The sequence below is a fragment of the Amycolatopsis sp. TRM77291 genome (assembly GCF_054166285.1).
In genome coordinates, this window is record NZ_JBSZHF010000001.1 from 9100078 (window position 1) to 9116112 (window position 16035).

The following is a 16035-nucleotide window of genomic DNA, read 5'->3' on the forward strand; positions in this document are numbered from 1 at the left end:
GGGGGCGCGGGGGGGCCGCCCCCCCCCCCCCCCTCGCCCGGTTGCTGTCGCTGGTCGAGGACGCTCATCCACGGTTGCCCGAGGTCGCGGCGAAGCTGACGCCGCACACCGGCAACGCGCGGGTCGTCGGCCTGACCGGCCCGCCGGGTGTCGGTAAGTCGACATCGACGTCCGCGCTGCTCACGGCCCTGCGGGCGCGGGGCCTGCGGGTCGGGGTGCTGGCGATCGACCCGTCGTCGCCGTTTTCCGGCGGCGCGCTGCTCGGCGACCGGATCCGGATGACCGAACACGCCACCGATCCGGGTGTCTTCATCCGGTCGATGGCCACGCGCGGTCATCTCGGTGGGCTGTCGTGGGCGACGCCGCAGGCGGTCCGGGTGCTCGACGCGGCCGGGTTCGACGTCGTGCTGATCGAGACCGTCGGCGTCGGTCAGTCCGAAGTGGACGTCGTGAAACTGGCCGACACCACGGTGGTCCTGCTCGCGCCGGGGATGGGCGACGGGATCCAGGCGGCCAAGGCGGGCGTGCTGGAGATCGCGGACGTGTTCGTGGTCAACAAGGCCGATCGCGAGGGCGCGGACGCGACCGTGCACGACCTCAAGCAGATGATCTCCTTGGTGCGCCGGGAGATCCGCGGCCCGAGCTGGCGTCAGCCGATCGTGCGAACGGTGGCTTCGCGGGGCGAAGGCGTCGAGGACGTCGTCCGGGCGTTGGACGAACACCACGATTGGCTGGTCCGGCGCGACGAACTGCCTCGCCGTCGTGCGGCGCGGGCCCGGGACGAGGTCGAGGCGATCGCCGTGCAGCGGCTGCGTGCCGAAATCGTCGACCTGCGCTCCGGGGACCGGCTCACCGAATTGGCCGAACGCGTGGTCGCGCGGAAACTAGACCCGTTCGCGGCGGCCGAAGAACTCATCGCGGACCTTCGCGGCTCGTGAGGATCAGAATTCGACGTACATCTTGATGTCGCCGAAATCGCTGTCGAGATTGTCCAGATGGGCGATCGCGTCCTCTTTCCAGACTTCGAGCTGGTTCGTCTCGCCGTAGGTGAGCTGCTCGCCGTCCGCCACCTTGTGGGCGTAGTTCGTGATCGTGACGGTCTGGCCGCGGCAGAACTCGACGCGTTCCAGGAACCGGTCGGCCATGTCGGGATCGAAGACGCGGCCCATCCGGACGTAACCGTTGTTGATGTGCTCCTCGCAGTAGAAGTGCGCCGCGGCCGAGGCGATCCACTCGGTCAGCGACGCGTCGCGAGGCGGCCATTTCTCCCGTACGTGCGACTTGATCTCCCTGGCGAGGCGGATGACGCGGCGCCGTTCGAGATCGCTCAGCCCGTCCTCCTTGCGGAAGTCGAGGATCATGTCGTCGACGACTTTGGCGAGCCTGAGCATGCGCGGCTTGTCGAGTTCGGCCGGTTTCTCCGGCGGCAGCCCGGCCATGACCCGCTCGTGCACGAGGACGTACTGCGTGTACGCGTACAGGAAGGTCAGGGCGTTCAGCTGCCATTGGTGTCGTTCGGCGATCTCCACGGCTCCGACCCTAACCGCGGACCTACTTCCGGACCTGTGTGAGCGCCGGTGATTCACCCTATGCTCTCTTCTTCGTCCACGGCTGGGAGGCAGGAACCGTGCAGAGGATCGCGAAGGTCTTTGTGGCAGTGCTGGGAGCCGGGCTGATGCTCGCGGCCGGCACCGGAACGGCGTCGGCGGAGGGTGCGCCGCCGAAGGTGACGAAGGGGCCGTGCCAGTACACGGAGACGCCGGACGAGCCGGCCGCGCGGCCGGTCCCGCTGCCGCCGGATCCCCGGCACACGCCGGACCGGGGCAAGGTCCCGGTGCAGCTGAAGACCAACCAGGGCAAGATCGACCTGACCCTCGATCGGGCGAAGGCGCCGTGCACGGTGCAGAGCTTCCTGCACCTGGCGAAGCACCGTTTCTACGACCGCACGACGTGTCACCGGCTGACCGCGTACCCGACCTTGAAGGTCCTGCAGTGCGGTGACCCGAGCGGTACCGGCGAGGGCGGCCCCGGCTACAAGTACAAGGACGAACTCCCCGTGGGCCTGCCGCCCGCGCCGACCGACCCGACCGGCGAGCGCAAGGTGTACGCGCGTGGCGTCCTCGCGATGGCCAACGCGGGTCCGGCGACGAACGGAAGCCAGTTCTTCGTCGTGTACGGCGACTCCGCGCTGCGCCCGAACTACACGATCTTCGGCACCGTCGGGCACGAAGGCCTCGAAACCCTCGACGACGTCGCCGCCGGCGGCATCAAGCCGACCCCGGAGAACCCCGCCCCGGTCGACGGCGCCCCCGCCCTGAAGACCGACATCCTCCGGGCGCGCCCCTGGTTCTGCTGACCTCCTTAGGTATTTCGTCCTCTGGATGCGGTAGTGCGCACTCCCAACTACCGCATCCAGAGGACGAAATGCGGGAGGGGTCAGGTAAGTTCGAAGATGGCCTCGCGCAGGGCTTGGGTGGCGCCGCCGAAAGCGTGCTTCGCGGCGGCGCCGTACCCGATGATGAGCCCGTCGCGTTGCGGTTCGCCGATCCAGTAGCCGCTGAGGCCTTCGAGCCCGATGGCGCGACGGCGGCAGGCGGCCAGTACCTCCATCTCCCGGGGGAGGTCGCCGGGGAACTGGAGCACCAAGTGCAGCCCGGCGGAGATCCCTTGTGGCAGCACGGAATCCGGTAGGGCCGCGAGCAGTTTGTCGCGCCGGGACCGGTATTCGACGCGGCAGCGGCGGATGTGCCGGTCGTAGGCGCCCGACTCGATCAGCTCGGCCAGCGCCAGCTGGTCCAGCAACGCCGGCCGCGCCCCGCTCTCGGCCAGCGCCGTGCGCACCGGTTCGACCAGGAACCGCGGCAGCACCATCCAGCCCAGGCGCAGCGACGGCGCCAGCGTCTTGCTCGTCGTGCCCACGTAAACGACCCGTTCGGGTGCCAGCGCCTGCAACGCGCCGACCTGCTGATGGTCGAACCGGAACTCGCCGTCGTAGTCGTCCTCGATGACGACGGCGCCGGTCTCCTCCGCCCAGCGGGTGAGTTCGGCCCGCCGCCGCGGAGCGAGCGTGACACCCAGTGGGTATTGGTGCGCCGGGGTGACCACCACCGCCGGACTGTCCAAAGAGGACACCGTGATCCCGTGATCGTCGACGGGCACGCCGACCACGCGGGGACCGTTGGCGGCGGCGATGTTCCGGTAGATGTGCAGCGACGGGTTCTCGAACGCGATCTCGTCCGCGCCGCGCGCGTGCAGGACCCGCGCCAGTACCGCGATCGCGTGCGAGAACCCGGAGCACACCAGGATGCGGGCGGGGTCGGCGATCACGCCGCGGCTGCGGGCCAGATACGCGGCGAGCGTCTCCCTCAGTTCCGCCGCGCCGGACTCGGCCGTGTAGTCGAACGCCGACATCGGCGCCTGGTGCAGCGCCCGCCGGGTCGCGGCGAGCCAGGCCGCGCGGGGGAACGCGGACAGGTTCGGCCTGCCGGGGCGCAGGTCCCAGCGTGGCGCCGGATTGCGGGGGACGGGCCGCGGCGGCGACGCGGGCAGCGCCCCCGCCGTCGCGACACGGGTCGGCGCGCCCTGCGTGGTCCGCAGGTATCCCTCGGCGGCGAGGTCGGCGTAGACCCGCGTGACCGTTCCCCTGGCCACGCCGAGGTCCTGCGCCAGCGCCCTGGTCGAGGGCACCGCGGCGCCCGCCTGCCAGCGTCCCTCGCGGATGGCCGCGCGGATCGCCGTCGCGAGCCCGCTCCGGCCGCTTTCGGGCCGCCAGTCCAGGTGGACGTCCATTCCCGAACTGGACCACGAATCTGCCATGACACTGGACCATACTCGTGGGCCAGTCGTCGCTAGATTCGACGGTATGACCGAGCGAATCCATGTGGGCAAGCGAGTGCCCGAGATCTACCAGGCCATGGCCAAACTGCAGGCCGAAGTCGAGAAGGCCGCAGCCAACGCCGGGGTCGACCAGAAGATCCTCGAACTGGTGAAGATGCGGTCGTCGCAGATCAACCACTGCGCGTTCTGCCTCGACATGCACTCCCACGACGCGCTGCAGATGGGCGAGTCGCCGCGGCGGCTGTTCGTGCTGCAGGGCTGGCGCGAGACCGAACTGTTCACCGAGCAGGAGCGTGCCGCGCTCGCGCTCACCGAGGCGATCACGAACGTCGCGACCCTGCACGACGTCCCGGACGACGTCTACGAAGAGGCCACCCGCGTCTTCACCGAGGAGCAGTACCGCGCGATCGTCTGGGAGGCCATCGCGATCAACAGCTGGAACCGGATGTGTGTGACCAGCCACGCGCCGCTGCCCGAGCGCGCCGAATGACGGCGGCCCGGCTGCGGGAACTGCACGTCGCGGGTAGCCCGCTGCTCCTGCCGAACGCGTGGGACGCCGACAGCGCGCGTCTCGTGGAAGCGGCCGGGTTCCCGGTCGTGGCGACGAGTTCCTTCGCCGTGGCCAAGGTTCTCGGGTACGACGACGGGGAAGACGCGCCCGCCGCCGAGATGTTCGCGGCGGCGGCGCGGATCGCGCGGGCGGTCTCGGCTCCGGTGACCGTCGACGTGGAAGGCGGGTACGGCCTCGAAGCGGGAGAGCTCGCGGCGAGGCTGGCCGAGGTGGGCGCCGTCGGCTGCAACTACGAGGACACCGATCACGCTTCAGGTGGAGTACGCCCGCTCGAGGCGCAGGCGAAACGGGTCGCGGAGTTGCGCGAGGCCGCCGGGGACGCGCTGGTGATCAACGCCCGCGTCGACGTCTTCCTCGGCGCGTCCGACGAACGAGCGGTACTGGACGACGCGATCTTGCGGGCGAAGGCGTACTTCGAGGCCGGGGCGGACTGCGTCTATCCGATCATGGTGAAGTCGCCGGAGGTGCTCGGCGAGTTCGTGAAGGCGGTGGCGCCGGGAGCGGTCAACGCCGCCCCGGTGCCCGGAGGCCCCGATCTCTCCGCGCTCACCGCACTGGGGGTGGCGCGGATCTCGCTGGGCACCGGGCTGTGGAAGTCCGTCCGCGCCGATCTCCGCGCGAAACTGGCCGAACTGACGGCGGGGAAGCTGCCTTACTAGGGGAAGTGGGAACCGGGGCGGTGCGGCCGGGGGCGTTGGAGCCGGCCGAACCGCCCCGGCGATCAGTGGGCGACGGCCTTTTCGGCGCCCGCCCCGGTGAGGGACCGGACCTCCATCTCGGCGTACTTCTTCTGGTTGTGCTCCTTGGACAGCACGGTCCCGAGCCAGCCGAGGAAGAACGCCACGGGGATCGAGACGAGACCCGGGTTGTCCAGCGGGAACCAGTGGAAGTCGACGCCCTGGATCATCGAGGCGCTCTTCCCGGTCTTCGGGTCCACCGGCTTACCCGAGACCGCCGGCGAGAACACGATCAGCACGATGCAGACCGCCAGACCGCCGTAGATGCTCCACAGCGCGCCCTGGGTGTTGAACCGCTTCCAGAACAGCGAGTAGAGGATCGTCGGCAGGTTCGCCGACGCCGCCACCGCGAAGGCCAGCGCCACCAGGAACGCGATGTTCTGCCCGTTGGCGAGGATGCCGCCGAGGATCGCGACCGCGCCGATCACCAGCGCGGTGATCCGGGCGACCTTCACCTCCGAGGCCGGGGACGCCTTGCCCTTCTTGATCACGTTGGCGTAGACGTCGTGCGCGAACGACGCCGACGCGGTGATCGTGAGCCCCGCGACCACGGCGAGGATCGTCGCGAACGCGATCGCCGCGATCAGGCCGAGCAGGATCGGGCCGCCGAGTTCGAGCGCCAGCAGCGGGGCCGCCGAGTTCACGCCACCGGGTGCCGCCTTGATCTTGTCCGCGCCGACGAGCGCACCGGCGCCGTAGCCGAGCACCAGCGTGAACAAATAGAAGACACCGATCAGGCCGATCGCCCACACCACGGAACGGCGGGCTTCCTTCGCGGTCGGCACCGTGTAGAAGCGCATCAGGACGTGCGGCAGGCCCGCGGTGCCGAGCACCAGCGCGATGCCCAGCGACAGGAAGTCGAGTTTCGTCGTGCCGGTCTTGCCGTACTGGTTGCCCGGCCCGAGCAGCGCCTCACCGGCCCGGCCCGCCTTGTCCACGGCGCCCTGCAGCAGCGCGGAAAGGTTGAAGCCGTACATGCCCAGCACCCACAGCGTCATCGCCAGCGCACCGGCGATGAGCAGCGCCGCCTTGATGATCTGGACCCACGTGGTGCCCTTCATCCCGCCGATGAGCACGTAGGCGATCATGATGATGCCGACGATCACGATGATCGCGGCCTGCCCGGCCTTGCTCTCGATCCCGAGCAGCAGCGCGACGAGGCCACCGGCACCCGCCATCTGCGCCAGCAGGTAGAAGAACGACACCGCCAGCGTGGACGTCGCCGCCGCGGCCCGCACCGGGCGCTGCTTCATCCGGAACGCCAGCACGTCGCCCATGGTGAACTTGCCGGTGTTGCGCAGCAGTTCCGCGACCAGCAGCAACGCGACCAGCCACGCGACCAGGAAGCCGATGGAGTAAAGGAAACCGTCGTAGCCGTAGATGGCGATCGCGCCGGCGATCCCGAGGAACGACGCGGCGGACAGGTAGTCGCCCGCGATGGCGACGCCGTTCTGCGGACCGGTGAACGCGCGGCCGGCGGCGTAGTAGTCCGAAGCAGTCTTCGTGTTGCGGCTCGCCCGGAACACGACGAACAGCGTGACCACCACGAACAGGCCGAAGATGGTGATGTTGAGTACGGGGCTGCTGCCCTCGACTCCGGCGGCGAGGTTCATTTGGCCTCACTCTCGATGTCCGTGCGGATCTTCTCCGCGATGGGGTCGAGTTTCTTGTTCGCGTAGCGGACGTAGAGCCCGGTGATCACGAAGGTCGAAACGAACTGCAGCAGGCCGAAGACGAGGCCGACGTTGATGTTGCCGACCAGCTTCGTGCTCATGAAGCCGTGCGCGTAGTCGGCGAGCAGCACGTACAGCAGGTACCAGAGGAGGAACAGCGCCGAGACGGGGAAGACGAACCGGCGCAACCGAGCCCGCAGTTCCTTGAACTCCGCGCTGTCATGGGCTTTGTCCCAGTCCGTTTCCGGTGGACTGGGAGCGTTCGTTTCGGTACTCATCGTGCTCTCCTCGCACCGCGAATGTGTTCCGCGACACGTTAAGGAGAGGTCAAGGAGACCGGAACCTTCAGCGGTTCAAACGTCTGCCGAGACGACGAACGGTCGACGAACGGTGGTCCGACCACGACGAAGGGGTCTCGGCTGTGCGATCGTCCAAGTGCAGCCGCAGCATGGCGGCCGTCGACCAGGCGGGAGGCCTGCCCCGCAAGGAAACCACGATCATTACTCCGAATGCCAGCGGAACCGACCACGGCGCGGGCTGCGACACGAGGATCGCGGGCAGGCCGCTCAGGCTGGGGACGAACAGGGCCACGAGGATCGAGCCCGAAGACGCGACGAGCCCGGCGAGGACACCGCTGATCGCGCCCGCGGCGGTCAGCCGGTTCCACCAGATACCGAGCACCAGCAACGGGCAGAAGGTGGACGCGGCCACGGTGAAGCCCCAGGTGACGAGGACACCCGCGTCCAATCTGGCCGACGGCAACGCGAGCAGGACCATCACCGCCGCCGCCCCGAGCACCGACCAGCGCAGTCTCCGCAGGCCGCCGGGCGCCAGGTCGTGCGCGACCGCGCCGGAGATCACCAGCAACAGCCCGAGCGACGTCGCCAGGAACGCGGCGAACGCGCCCGCCGTCAGCAACCCGGTGAACAACGAGCCCGCCCAGCCGTCGTCGATCTGTGCAGGCAGCGCGACGACGACCGTGTCGGTCGCGCCGGAGACGTACAGCTCGGGCACCAGCACGCGGCCGAAGACGCCGTAAACCCCTGGGAACAGGTAGAAGACGCCGAGCAACGCGACGGTGATCGCCGCGGTGCGCCGCGCGGCGCGGCCGTCCGGGCTGGTGTGGAAGCGCATCAGGACGTGCGGCAGGCCCATGGTGCCGAGCATGGTGGCGATCAGGATCGCCCACGTGCCGAGCAGCGGATAACCGTGGTCGCCGAGGTCGAGCAGTGGGCGTTGCCAGTCCGGCCCGCCCAGCGGCGCGCCGCCCCGGACGGCCGGAACCGGGGTGCCCTCGGCGAATTCCAGCGTCTCGCCGCTCCTGGCGACCAGCTCACCCGGCGGCACGACGTGCTTTTCCGGCGTGAGCAAGGTGGTCGGCTCGCGCAGGGTCAGCGTCACGTCGATCTCGAAGGACAGCCGGGTGTCGCGGGCGAAGTGGGTGAATTCCACCGGGTGCACCGAAGCCGACCGCTGCTCCGGGGAGACCTGGGAGACCAGCCAGATCGCGGGAATGATGAACAGCAGCAGTTTCAGCACGAACTGGAAGGCCTGGACGTAGGTCGCCGCGCGCATCCCGCCTAGCGCCAGTGTCGCGCTGACGGCGGCGCCCGCGATGACCACGCCGACCCAGTACGGCGTGCCGCCGACGGCGGTCAGCACCAGCCCCGCGGTGCGGAATTGCGGGACCAGGTAAAGGGTTCCGATCACGAGGACGACGACGGCGGCGAGACGGCGCAGGGCGGGGGAGGCGAGCCGCGCCTCGGCGAAGTCCGGGACGGTGAGCGCGCCGGAGCGCCGCATCGGCGCCGCCACGAGCACCAGCATCGCGATGTACCCGGCGGTGAACCCGACCGGATACCAGAGCGCGCCGATGCCGTCCTTCACCACCAGCCCCGCCACACCGAGGAACGAAGCCGCGGACAGGTATTCGCCGGAGACCGCGGCGGAGTTGACCAGCGGCGAGATCCGGCGCGAGGCGACGAGGAAATCCGACGTCGTTCGCATGGCCGCGACCCCGCGCAACCCGATCAACAGGGTGATCAGCACGACGGGGGCCACCGAGAGCGCCGCGACCACTACTCGTCCTCGATCTTTTCCGCCCGGCGCAGCTGCCACCACGACAGCAGCGCCATCGCCGGGTACGGGAGGACCGCGATCATCAGCCAGGACAGCGGGATCCCCAGCAGCCGCACCGAATCCAGCCCCGGGAACACGCCGAACACCAGCGGGAGCCCGAAGACCAGCCCGAACATCCCGGCCAGCGCGGGGAGCCCGCGACGGCGCTGGGCCCGGTACAGCGCGTCCGCGCGTTCGGCGTCGCCCGCGGCGAGACGGGGGACCCGCCACCGTCCGCGTGAACGGCGCCGCGAATGCGCGAGCCGGGTCTGCGGGCTGGTGACGGCCACCCGTTTGACGCGGCTCACGGCCGGCTTCCCCGGCCGAGCTCGCCACGTTGCGCGGCGGCGAGCAGCCGGTCGCGCAGGTCGCGCGCGTGGCGGCGGCTCACCGGCACGTCACCCGCCTCCGTATGCGCCAGCAGCCCGCCGGTGGTGTCGCTGCGCAGTTCGAGCACGGCGTCCACGGCGAGCAGGAAACCCCGGTGCACTCGGGTGAATCCCGTTCCCTCCCAATACTCTTCGAGCCGGGAGATGGGCATGCGCGTGACGTGGACGCCGGATTTCGTGTGCAGCCGGACGTAGTCGCCGTGCGCCTCGACGAACTGGACGTCGTCGCGGCGGACGTACCGGGTGCGCCCGCCGGATTCCACCGGCAGCGCGGACATCGCGTCCGGCGCGGGCTTCGGCTCGTCGGGCTGGTTGCCCGCCATCCGGACCACTTTGGACAGTGCGGCGGACAGCCGTTCCGCCCGGACCGGTTTGAGCAGGTAGTCGACCGCGCCGATCCCGTACGCGGCCACGGCGTGCCCGTCGTGCGCGGTGACGAACACGATCACCGGCGGTTCGCTGAGCCGCGCCAGCAGCGAGGCGAGCTCGAGCCCGTCGAGTCCGGGCATGGAGATGTCGAGGAAGACGGCGTCGAAATGACTGCCCTGCAACAGCTTGAGCGCGTTCAGCGCGTCACCGGCGGCGACCACCTCGGCCACTTCCGGTGCCTCGCGCAGCAGGCTGCACAGCTCGTCGAGGGCGGGCGGGACGTCGTCGACCGCCAGCACCCGCAGGCCGTTCGTCACGGCAGCACCCCCGGCTGGAATCGGGGCACGCGCACCACGACCCTGGTGCCCGCGCCGGTCTCGGTCTCGACCGTGAGGCCGTACCACGGCCCGTAGACGCTGCGCAGCCTTCTGTCCACATTGGCCAGTCCGACGCCGCCGTCGTCGCCGTGCCCGGCCAGGATCGCCGCCGCGCGTGCGGGGTCCATGCCGACACCGTCGTCCTCGACGCTGATCACGCAGTCGTTCCCTTCCGCCATTCCCTGAACCTGGATGAACCCCGCCTCGGCGCGTGGCTCGATCCCGTGCCGGATCGCGTTCTCCACCAGCGGTTCCAGCACGAGGTACGGCACCGCGACGGCCAGCACCTCCGGCGCGACGCGCACCTGCACCCGCAGCCGCTCGCCGAGCACCGCGCGCTGCAAGGCCAGATAAGTCTCGATGGCGCGGAACTCCTCGGCGACCATCGTGTACTCGCCGTGCCGGGCGAGGCTGTAGCGGGTGTACTCGGCGAAGTCGAGCATCAGGTCGCGGGCGCGATCCGGGTCGGAGCGGACCAGCGAGGAGATCACGGTGAGCGCGTTGTAGACGAAATGCGGCGAGATCTCGGCCCGTAGCGCGCGCAGCTCGGCTTCCGCGGCCTGCTCGGCGGACGCCTCCAGCCTGCCGCGTTCGAGCGCGTGGACGACGAGTTCGGCGGCCTGGCGGGCGACGGCGTTCTTGCCGTCGGTGACCAGGAGGACCCCGGCCAGCTCGTCGTGGACGTGGAGCGGCAGCGCCAGCAGCCCGGGTTCGGACACCGGCGTCTCGGAGTGGAGGACCTCGTCGAGCGCGGAGGCGACGACGTCGTCCGCCGCCGGACGGCCGGACCAGACGAGCGAGCCGGACAGGTCGGCGAGACCGAGCCCGGCGACCCCGAACAGCCGCCGGAGGCCGTGCGCCGCCTGGCGGGCGCGGGGTCCCGCCAGGCCGTCCATGAGATCGTCCGAGACGCGCTGGGCGGCGACGAGCACCGGCACCGGGTCGACACTCGCGGCGGGACGCCAGGGCAGACGGGTGCTCATCCGGCCTCCTCCACGACGTCGGGGCCTAGATCCTAACGTCGCTGAGTGGTTTCGCCGGTTACGCTCCGGGCATGGTCACTGGGGATGCCGTGGTGCTCAGGCTGGACGTCGTGATGCGCCGGGTCGCGTGGGCGGGGTTCGTGGTGTTCGGCGGGGGCGGGCTGGTGACCGTCGTGCTGGCCCTGTTCTCCCGCTCGGTTTCCGGGGTGGTGTTCAGCCTGCTCAGCGTGGCCTTCGCGGGGCTGATCCTGCTCGCGCTCCGGAAGTCGGCCGCCTCGCTGGTGATCTCCGCCGCGGGGATCGCGGTGCCGGGGGTGATCGAGGTCCGGTGGACCGAGGTGACCCGGCTGCGGGTGTACCGGGAGAAGCGGCGGGTGGGGCGGTGGATGCACTGGTGGCACTACCGGCTCGACTGGACCGGCTCGGGGCCCGAAGTGCTGCTTGAGGACGGCGAGTACAGGTACGCGCTGGGGCACCTGGGCGGTGGCGCCCGGCTGTACGGAGCGTTGGAGCGGTTCGCGCCCGCTGGGGTGGCCGAGTTGCGGGAGTGAGTGGGTCCCGTGGGGCGTGAGTGGCGATTCGGGTCCTAGCCAACGGTGTCTCAGATACCTACTGGCTTCCGGAGCCGGTGTCGCGAAAGCCACCTTCGGGACATCAGACGTCTCGAAAGTGGCTTTCGCGACATGCTCACCAGGGCGGTGCCGGGTCCGGCCAAGCCCAGCACCCGGCAGAACCCCGCCCGCCGAGTACATGAAGGTCCCCTTCCTTGCGCCTGGCGCAAGGAAGGGGACCTTCACGTACTGCCGTGGCCTTTGCACGGGTGCCAGGCCAGCGCTGTCCGTGAAGGCCCCGGATCAAACTGCGGCCGGAAGCCAGTAGGTACCTGAGACACCCTTGGCTCTAACCGCGCTGTCCGTGAAGGCCCCGGATCAAACTGCGGCCGGAAGCCAGTAGGTACCTGAGACACCCTTGGCTCTAACCGTCCTGTCCGTGAAGGCCCCGGATCAAACTGCGGCCGGAAGCCAGTAGGTACCTGAGACACCCTTGGCTCTAACCGTCCTCACCACTCACGAGCCCCAGCGGTCAGTACCGGTAGTGGTCGGTCTTGAACGGACCTTCGACGTCCACGTCGATGTACTCCGCCTGCTCCTTGGTCAGCTTCGTGAGCTCACCGCCGAGCGCGTCGAGGTGGATCTTCGCGACCTTCTCGTCGAGCTTCTTCGGGAGGCGGAAGACCTCCTTGTCGTACTCCTCGTGCTTGGTGAACAGCTCGATCTGCGCGATCACCTGGTTGGAGAAGCTGTTCGACATCACGAACGACGGGTGCCCGGTCGCGTTGCCGAGGTTCAGCAGGCGGCCCTCGGACAGCACGATGATGCTCTTGCCGTCGGGGAACACCCACTCGTCGACCTGCGGCTTGATGTTGATGCGCCGGATGCCCGGGTAGCGCTGCAGGCCCGCCATGTCGAGCTCGTTGTCGAAGTGGCCGATGTTGCCCAGGATCGCCTGGTGCTTCATCTTCGCCATGTGCTCGACGAGCACGACGTCCTTGTTGCCGGTGGTCGTGATGATGATGTCGGCCTCGCCGAGGACGTTCTCCAGCTTCTTGACCTGGTAGCCGTCCATCGCCGCCTGCAGCGCGCAGATCGGGTCGATCTCGGTGACGATCACCCGCGCGCCCTGGCCGCGCAGCGATTCCGCGGCGCCCTTGCCGACGTCGCCATAACCGCAGACGACCGCGACCTTGCCGCCGATGAGCACGTCGGTGCCGCGGTTGATGCCGTCGATCAGCGAATGCCGGATGCCGTAGCGGTTGTCGAACTTCGACTTGGTCACCGCGTCGTTCACGTTGATCGCCGGGAACAGCAGCTCACCGGCCGCGGCGAGCTGGTAGAGCCGCAGCACGCCGGTGGTGGTCTCCTCGGTGACACCGCGGACCCCTTCGCCGATCTTGGTCCACTTGCCGGTGTCGGCCGCGACGGAGGCGCTCAGCAGCTGCAGGAACACGCGGAACTCGTCCGAGGTGTCCTCGTCCGGGGCGGGGACGACACCGGCCTTCTCGAACTCGGTTCCCTTGTGCACCAGCATGGTGGCGTCGCCGCCGTCGTCGAGGATCATGTTCGGGCCCTCACCGTCCCAGGTGAGCATCCGCTCGGTGCACCACCAGTACTCCTCCAGCGACTCGCCCTTCCAGGCGAACACCGGGACGCCCTTGGGCTCCTCGGGGGTGCCGTGCGGGCCGACGACGACCGCCGCGGCGGCGTGGTCCTGGGTGGAGAAGATGTTGCAGGAGGCCCAGCGCACCTCCGCGCCGAGCGCGACGAGGGTCTCGATCAGCACCGCGGTCTGTACGGTCATGTGCAGCGAGCCCGAAACCCGGGCTCCCCGCAGGGGATAGACCTCGGCGTACTCGCGGCGCAGCGCCATCAGGCCCGGCATCTCGTGCTCGGCGAGGCGGATCTCCTTGCGGCCGAACTCGGCGGCCTCGAGATCGGCGACGGCGAACTCGATGCCGTTGCGGGTGTCGTGCCGCTTGGCAACGCTTTCGGGGGTCATATGCGCGCTTCCTCCAAGGTTGGATGACATCGGAACAGTACCGTTGTCGGCTCAAAGCCCACTGGAACGGTTTGGAGGCCTTCACCGTGGTCATGCCGGGTCCCGATACCCGCGTCGTCGAAATACGCGTACCCGGGCTAGTGGGCACGAGCGGTGAAAGCCTGCTGGATTCGACGTCGGTGGTCGACGTCGCGGGCGATGGGATCGGCAGGCTGATCCGGCCGTCGGACCGGCTGCGCCGTCCCGCTCCCGGTCCGGTGCTGCCCGCGCTCGGCCGTTCGATCCCGCGCATCCTCGAAGGCTACCTGTGGAGCGGGATGACCTCCGGGGGCGCCGCGAAGGCGACCTGGGCGCTGCTGTTCCCGTTCTCGCTGGCGAACGTGGCGCACTGGATGCTGCCGCCGGTCCCGGAGGGCAAGCGGTTCGCGGCGCTGCTCGGCGCGGTGTGCCGAGGTCTGCTGCGGGTGGCGTCGCTGCTGCTGACGATGCTGCTGATCGGCCAGCTCGCCGTGGTCTCGCTCGACCTCTTCGCCGCGCAGTGCCTCGCGCCGGGTTCGACCTGTCTCGAAGGAGCGCCGTCGTTCCTGCGGGACTTCGCGCCGCTGCGGACCGCGATCGGCGTGCTGCCGCTGCTGATACTGATCTTCGTGCTCGACCGGATCCCGTCGTCGGACTGGCGATCGCGGAACAGGCTGCACCGCGCGCACAGTTCGAGCCCGCTGCAACCGCAGGACCTGCCGCGGACGCCCGGCCTGCGCACGCTGCACACCGTCGCCGCCCTGACCTGTGTCGCGCTTCCGTTGCTCGGCGGGCCGTTCCGGCTGCCGCCGGCGACGTTCGACCTCGTCGTCTGGATCTGCGCGCTGGCGCTCGTCCTCGCCACGCTGGTGGCCTCGACGGTCGGTTTCTCGGCCGGGCCGGTGATCCGGGGCGGGCTGATCGGGGTCGCCGTCGTACTGGTCGGGATCGCCGTCGTGCGCCGGACGCCGCTGCCCGCCGGGCTCCCTGGCGGCGGGCTCGGCGGAGCGGACGGGACGGTCGAGGCGCTGGGGGCGGCGATGGTCGCGGTCACCGTGCTGTTCGCGCTGATCCTCGTCCCGGCCGCCCTGCTCGGACGGCCCGCGTGGAAACACCTGCCGCACCGGCTGCGGCCCTGGCTCGGCGGCTGGGCGGCGGCGCCGGTCGTCGCGCTGGCCGGTCTGCTGGGCGGCGGCTTCGGGGCGGGGCTCGCGGTCGCGCTGCGGCAGCTGGTCGGCGCGACCGACCTCCGGCTGCCCGACACCTATTCCCTGGTGACCGTGCTGTGGGGTGCCGGTCTCGCGCTCGCCGTCGTGCTCGGTGTGCTGGGCTTCGCGGTCGCCGTCCCGCTGCGACGGCTGCGCCGCGGCATCCCGGAGATCGTCGCGCTGATGGAGATCGACAAGGCGCAGGAAGAGGAAGCGGCGAGCGCGTGGGCGCGCGCGTCGTGGGAGCGCAAGCATCTGCACCATCTCGCGCTCACGGTCGCGCTGGCGATGGCCGCGGGCGGCGGAGCGCTCCTGGTGCTGCGCTTCGGTTTCGGCCCGTTGCCGGGCTGGTTCAAGCCCATCTCCGCGATCGGCGTGTTCGCGCTCGGCGCGATGGCGGCCGGGTTGCTGCGGGTGGTCTTCGCCGCCGCGACGACCCCCAAACGCAGCCGTCACCTCGGCGCGCTGGCGGATCTCGTGTGCTTCTGGCCGCGTGCCGCCCATCCGACCGTTCCGCCGAGCTACGCGCTCAAGGTCGTCCCGGAACTCGCGGACCGGGTCAAGGAACATCTGGCCGATCCCGGCACGCGGGTCGTGCTGTCCGGCTACAACCTCGGCAGCCTCCTGACCGTGCTCGCGGCGGCGCGGGTGATCGCCGATCTCCCGCCGGAGGACCGAGACCGGGTCGGGCTGCTGACCGCGGGATCACCACTGCAATGGGGTTACCAGCGCGCCTTCCCCGCGATGCTGCCGCAGGAACAACTCGCCGCGCTGTACCGGGATCTCGACGGCCGCTGGCGCGCGCTGTGCCGTGGCACGGACATCTTCGGCGGCGGCGTCACGACGTGGCGGCATCGCGTGGTGGCCGGGAAACTGCTGGGCGACGGCTACCTGCCCGGCGGCGGGACCGGGCCGCTGGCCGCCGAGGCCGACGCTCAGGGCGTCCTGGTGCTCGGCGGCGATCACTGGCTGCCCGACCCGATGCGCGGGCCGACCGGGCGGCACCGCTGGGCACCCGGCGTCCTCAAGCACACGGACTACGTCGTCGACGCCGAATGGGACAACGCCGTCGCGATGGCCGCCGGCCTCGGCCGTCCTCGCCCGAAGAACCCTTGGGGCGAGCAGGGATCGCTGTTCGGGGACTTCCCGCAGATGCGCTGAAGCGCGTGAAGGCCCCCTTCCCTCGGCTGAGCCGAGGG

15 protein-coding genes are annotated in these 16035 nt (G+C 70.1%); 6 read left to right on the forward strand and 9 right to left on the reverse strand.

Annotation, left to right across the window (positions count from 1 at the left end):
- The first annotated feature begins 41 nt into the window (after positions 1-41).
- Positions 42-938 (forward strand): methylmalonyl Co-A mutase-associated GTPase MeaB, encoded by an 897-nt coding sequence (gene meaB / locus ACXIZN_RS42895; RefSeq protein ID WP_457960423.1) that lies wholly within the window; start codon positions 42-44, stop codon positions 936-938.
- Positions 939-941: 3 nt separating this feature from the next.
- Here the strand turns inward: meaB and ACXIZN_RS42900 are convergent, their stop codons facing one another.
- Positions 942-1529, reverse strand: a complete 588-nt coding sequence (locus ACXIZN_RS42900) for a hypothetical protein (protein ID WP_126732827.1) — start codon at positions 1527-1529, stop codon at positions 942-944.
- Positions 1530-1675: 146 nt separating this feature from the next.
- Here ACXIZN_RS42900 and ACXIZN_RS42905 point away from each other — a divergent pair, with 146 nt between their 5' ends.
- Positions 1676-2356: a peptidylprolyl isomerase gene (locus tag ACXIZN_RS42905; protein ID WP_126732883.1), complete on the forward strand. Its 681-nt coding sequence runs from the start codon at positions 1676-1678 to the stop codon at positions 2354-2356.
- A gap of 80 nt (positions 2357-2436) precedes the next feature.
- On the opposite strand, the gene pdxR is transcribed toward ACXIZN_RS42905, so the two are convergent.
- Entirely contained in the window at positions 2437-3816 is a 1380-nt protein-coding gene (gene pdxR / locus ACXIZN_RS42910; RefSeq protein ID WP_457960425.1) for a MocR-like pyridoxine biosynthesis transcription factor PdxR, read from the reverse strand.
- Between the two features lie 46 nt (positions 3817-3862).
- On the opposite strand from pdxR, the gene ACXIZN_RS42915 reads away from it, so the two are divergent.
- Together ACXIZN_RS42915 and ACXIZN_RS42920 are read left to right on the forward strand one after the other, a co-directional pair.
- Positions 3863-4327 carry a carboxymuconolactone decarboxylase family protein gene (locus ACXIZN_RS42915; protein ID WP_016336647.1) on the forward strand — a complete coding sequence of 155 codons (465 nt, stop codon included), beginning with the start codon at positions 3863-3865 and terminating at the stop codon, positions 4325-4327.
- Positions 4324-5067, forward strand: a complete 744-nt coding sequence (locus ACXIZN_RS42920; protein WP_457960426.1) for an isocitrate lyase/PEP mutase family protein — start codon at positions 4324-4326, stop codon at positions 5065-5067. Before ACXIZN_RS42915 ends, ACXIZN_RS42920 begins: the two co-directional genes overlap by 4 nt.
- A 62-nt stretch (positions 5068-5129) precedes the next feature.
- Here the strand turns inward: ACXIZN_RS42920 and ACXIZN_RS42925 are convergent, their stop codons facing one another.
- From ACXIZN_RS42925 to ACXIZN_RS42950, 6 genes are all read right to left on the reverse strand, one after another.
- Positions 5130-6758, reverse strand: a complete 1629-nt coding sequence (locus tag ACXIZN_RS42925) for a solute symporter family protein (protein WP_257484724.1) — start codon at positions 6756-6758, stop codon at positions 5130-5132.
- Positions 6755-7096, reverse strand: a complete 342-nt coding sequence (locus ACXIZN_RS42930) for a DUF485 domain-containing protein (RefSeq protein WP_063272717.1) — start codon at positions 7094-7096, stop codon at positions 6755-6757. The genes ACXIZN_RS42925 and ACXIZN_RS42930 overlap by 4 nt, the downstream gene beginning before the upstream one ends.
- A gap of 67 nt (positions 7097-7163) precedes the next feature.
- Positions 7164-8897 (reverse strand): sodium/solute symporter, encoded by a 1734-nt coding sequence (locus ACXIZN_RS42935; RefSeq protein ID WP_457960427.1) that lies wholly within the window; start codon positions 8895-8897, stop codon positions 7164-7166.
- A complete protein-coding gene (locus ACXIZN_RS42940) occupies positions 8897-9244 on the reverse strand; it encodes a hypothetical protein (RefSeq protein ID WP_457960428.1) in 348 nt (115 codons plus the stop codon). Before ACXIZN_RS42940 ends, ACXIZN_RS42935 begins: the two co-directional genes overlap by 1 nt.
- Positions 9241-10011, reverse strand: a complete 771-nt coding sequence (locus tag ACXIZN_RS42945; RefSeq protein ID WP_034315468.1) for a LytR/AlgR family response regulator transcription factor — start codon at positions 10009-10011, stop codon at positions 9241-9243. The genes ACXIZN_RS42940 and ACXIZN_RS42945 overlap by 4 nt, the downstream gene beginning before the upstream one ends.
- Complete coding sequence (locus tag ACXIZN_RS42950; protein WP_034315471.1) at positions 10008-11054, reverse strand: sensor histidine kinase; 1047 nt, start codon at positions 11052-11054, stop codon at positions 10008-10010. The genes ACXIZN_RS42945 and ACXIZN_RS42950 overlap by 4 nt, the downstream gene beginning before the upstream one ends.
- A gap of 71 nt (positions 11055-11125) precedes the next feature.
- Between ACXIZN_RS42950 and ACXIZN_RS42955 the strand changes: the two genes are divergently transcribed.
- Positions 11126-11605, forward strand: coding sequence for a hypothetical protein (locus ACXIZN_RS42955; RefSeq protein WP_457960429.1), 480 nt, complete (start codon positions 11126-11128; stop codon positions 11603-11605).
- A gap of 532 nt (positions 11606-12137) precedes the next feature.
- Here ACXIZN_RS42955 and ahcY read toward each other — a convergent pair.
- A complete protein-coding gene (ahcY, locus tag ACXIZN_RS42960) occupies positions 12138-13610 on the reverse strand; it encodes an adenosylhomocysteinase (RefSeq protein WP_457960430.1) in 1473 nt (490 codons plus the stop codon).
- Positions 13611-13702: 92 nt separating this feature from the next.
- Between ahcY and ACXIZN_RS42965 the strand changes: the two genes are divergently transcribed.
- A complete protein-coding gene (locus ACXIZN_RS42965; RefSeq protein ID WP_457960741.1) occupies positions 13703-15997 on the forward strand; it encodes a hypothetical protein in 2295 nt (764 codons plus the stop codon).
- Positions 15998-16035: the final 38 nt, after the last annotated feature.

Excerpts from the sequence above, each read along its gene's own strand:
- ACXIZN_RS42920 (WP_457960426.1), top strand. The coding sequence starts at position 4,324 with ATGACGGCGGCCCGGCTGCGGGAACTGCACGTCGCGGGTAGCCCGCTG.
- ahcY (WP_457960430.1), bottom strand. The coding sequence starts at position 13,610 with ATGACCCCCGAAAGCGTTGCCAAGCGGCACGACACCCGCAACGGCATC.
- ACXIZN_RS42930 (WP_063272717.1), bottom strand. The coding sequence starts at position 7,096 with ATGAGTACCGAAACGAACGCTCCCAGTCCACCGGAAACGGACTGGGAC.
- ACXIZN_RS42965 (WP_457960741.1), top strand. The coding sequence starts at position 13,703 with ATGCCGGGTCCCGATACCCGCGTCGTCGAAATACGCGTACCCGGGCTA.
- ACXIZN_RS42925 (WP_257484724.1), bottom strand. The coding sequence starts at position 6,758 with ATGAACCTCGCCGCCGGAGTCGAGGGCAGCAGCCCCGTACTCAACATC.
- ACXIZN_RS42955 (WP_457960429.1), top strand. The coding sequence starts at position 11,126 with ATGGTCACTGGGGATGCCGTGGTGCTCAGGCTGGACGTCGTGATGCGC.
- pdxR (WP_457960425.1), bottom strand. The coding sequence starts at position 3,816 with ATGGCAGATTCGTGGTCCAGTTCGGGAATGGACGTCCACCTGGACTGG.
- ACXIZN_RS42905 (WP_126732883.1), top strand. The coding sequence starts at position 1,676 with ATGCTCGCGGCCGGCACCGGAACGGCGTCGGCGGAGGGTGCGCCGCCG.
- ACXIZN_RS42950 (WP_034315471.1), bottom strand. The coding sequence starts at position 11,054 with ATGAGCACCCGTCTGCCCTGGCGTCCCGCCGCGAGTGTCGACCCGGTG.
- ACXIZN_RS42915 (WP_016336647.1), top strand. The coding sequence starts at position 3,863 with ATGACCGAGCGAATCCATGTGGGCAAGCGAGTGCCCGAGATCTACCAG.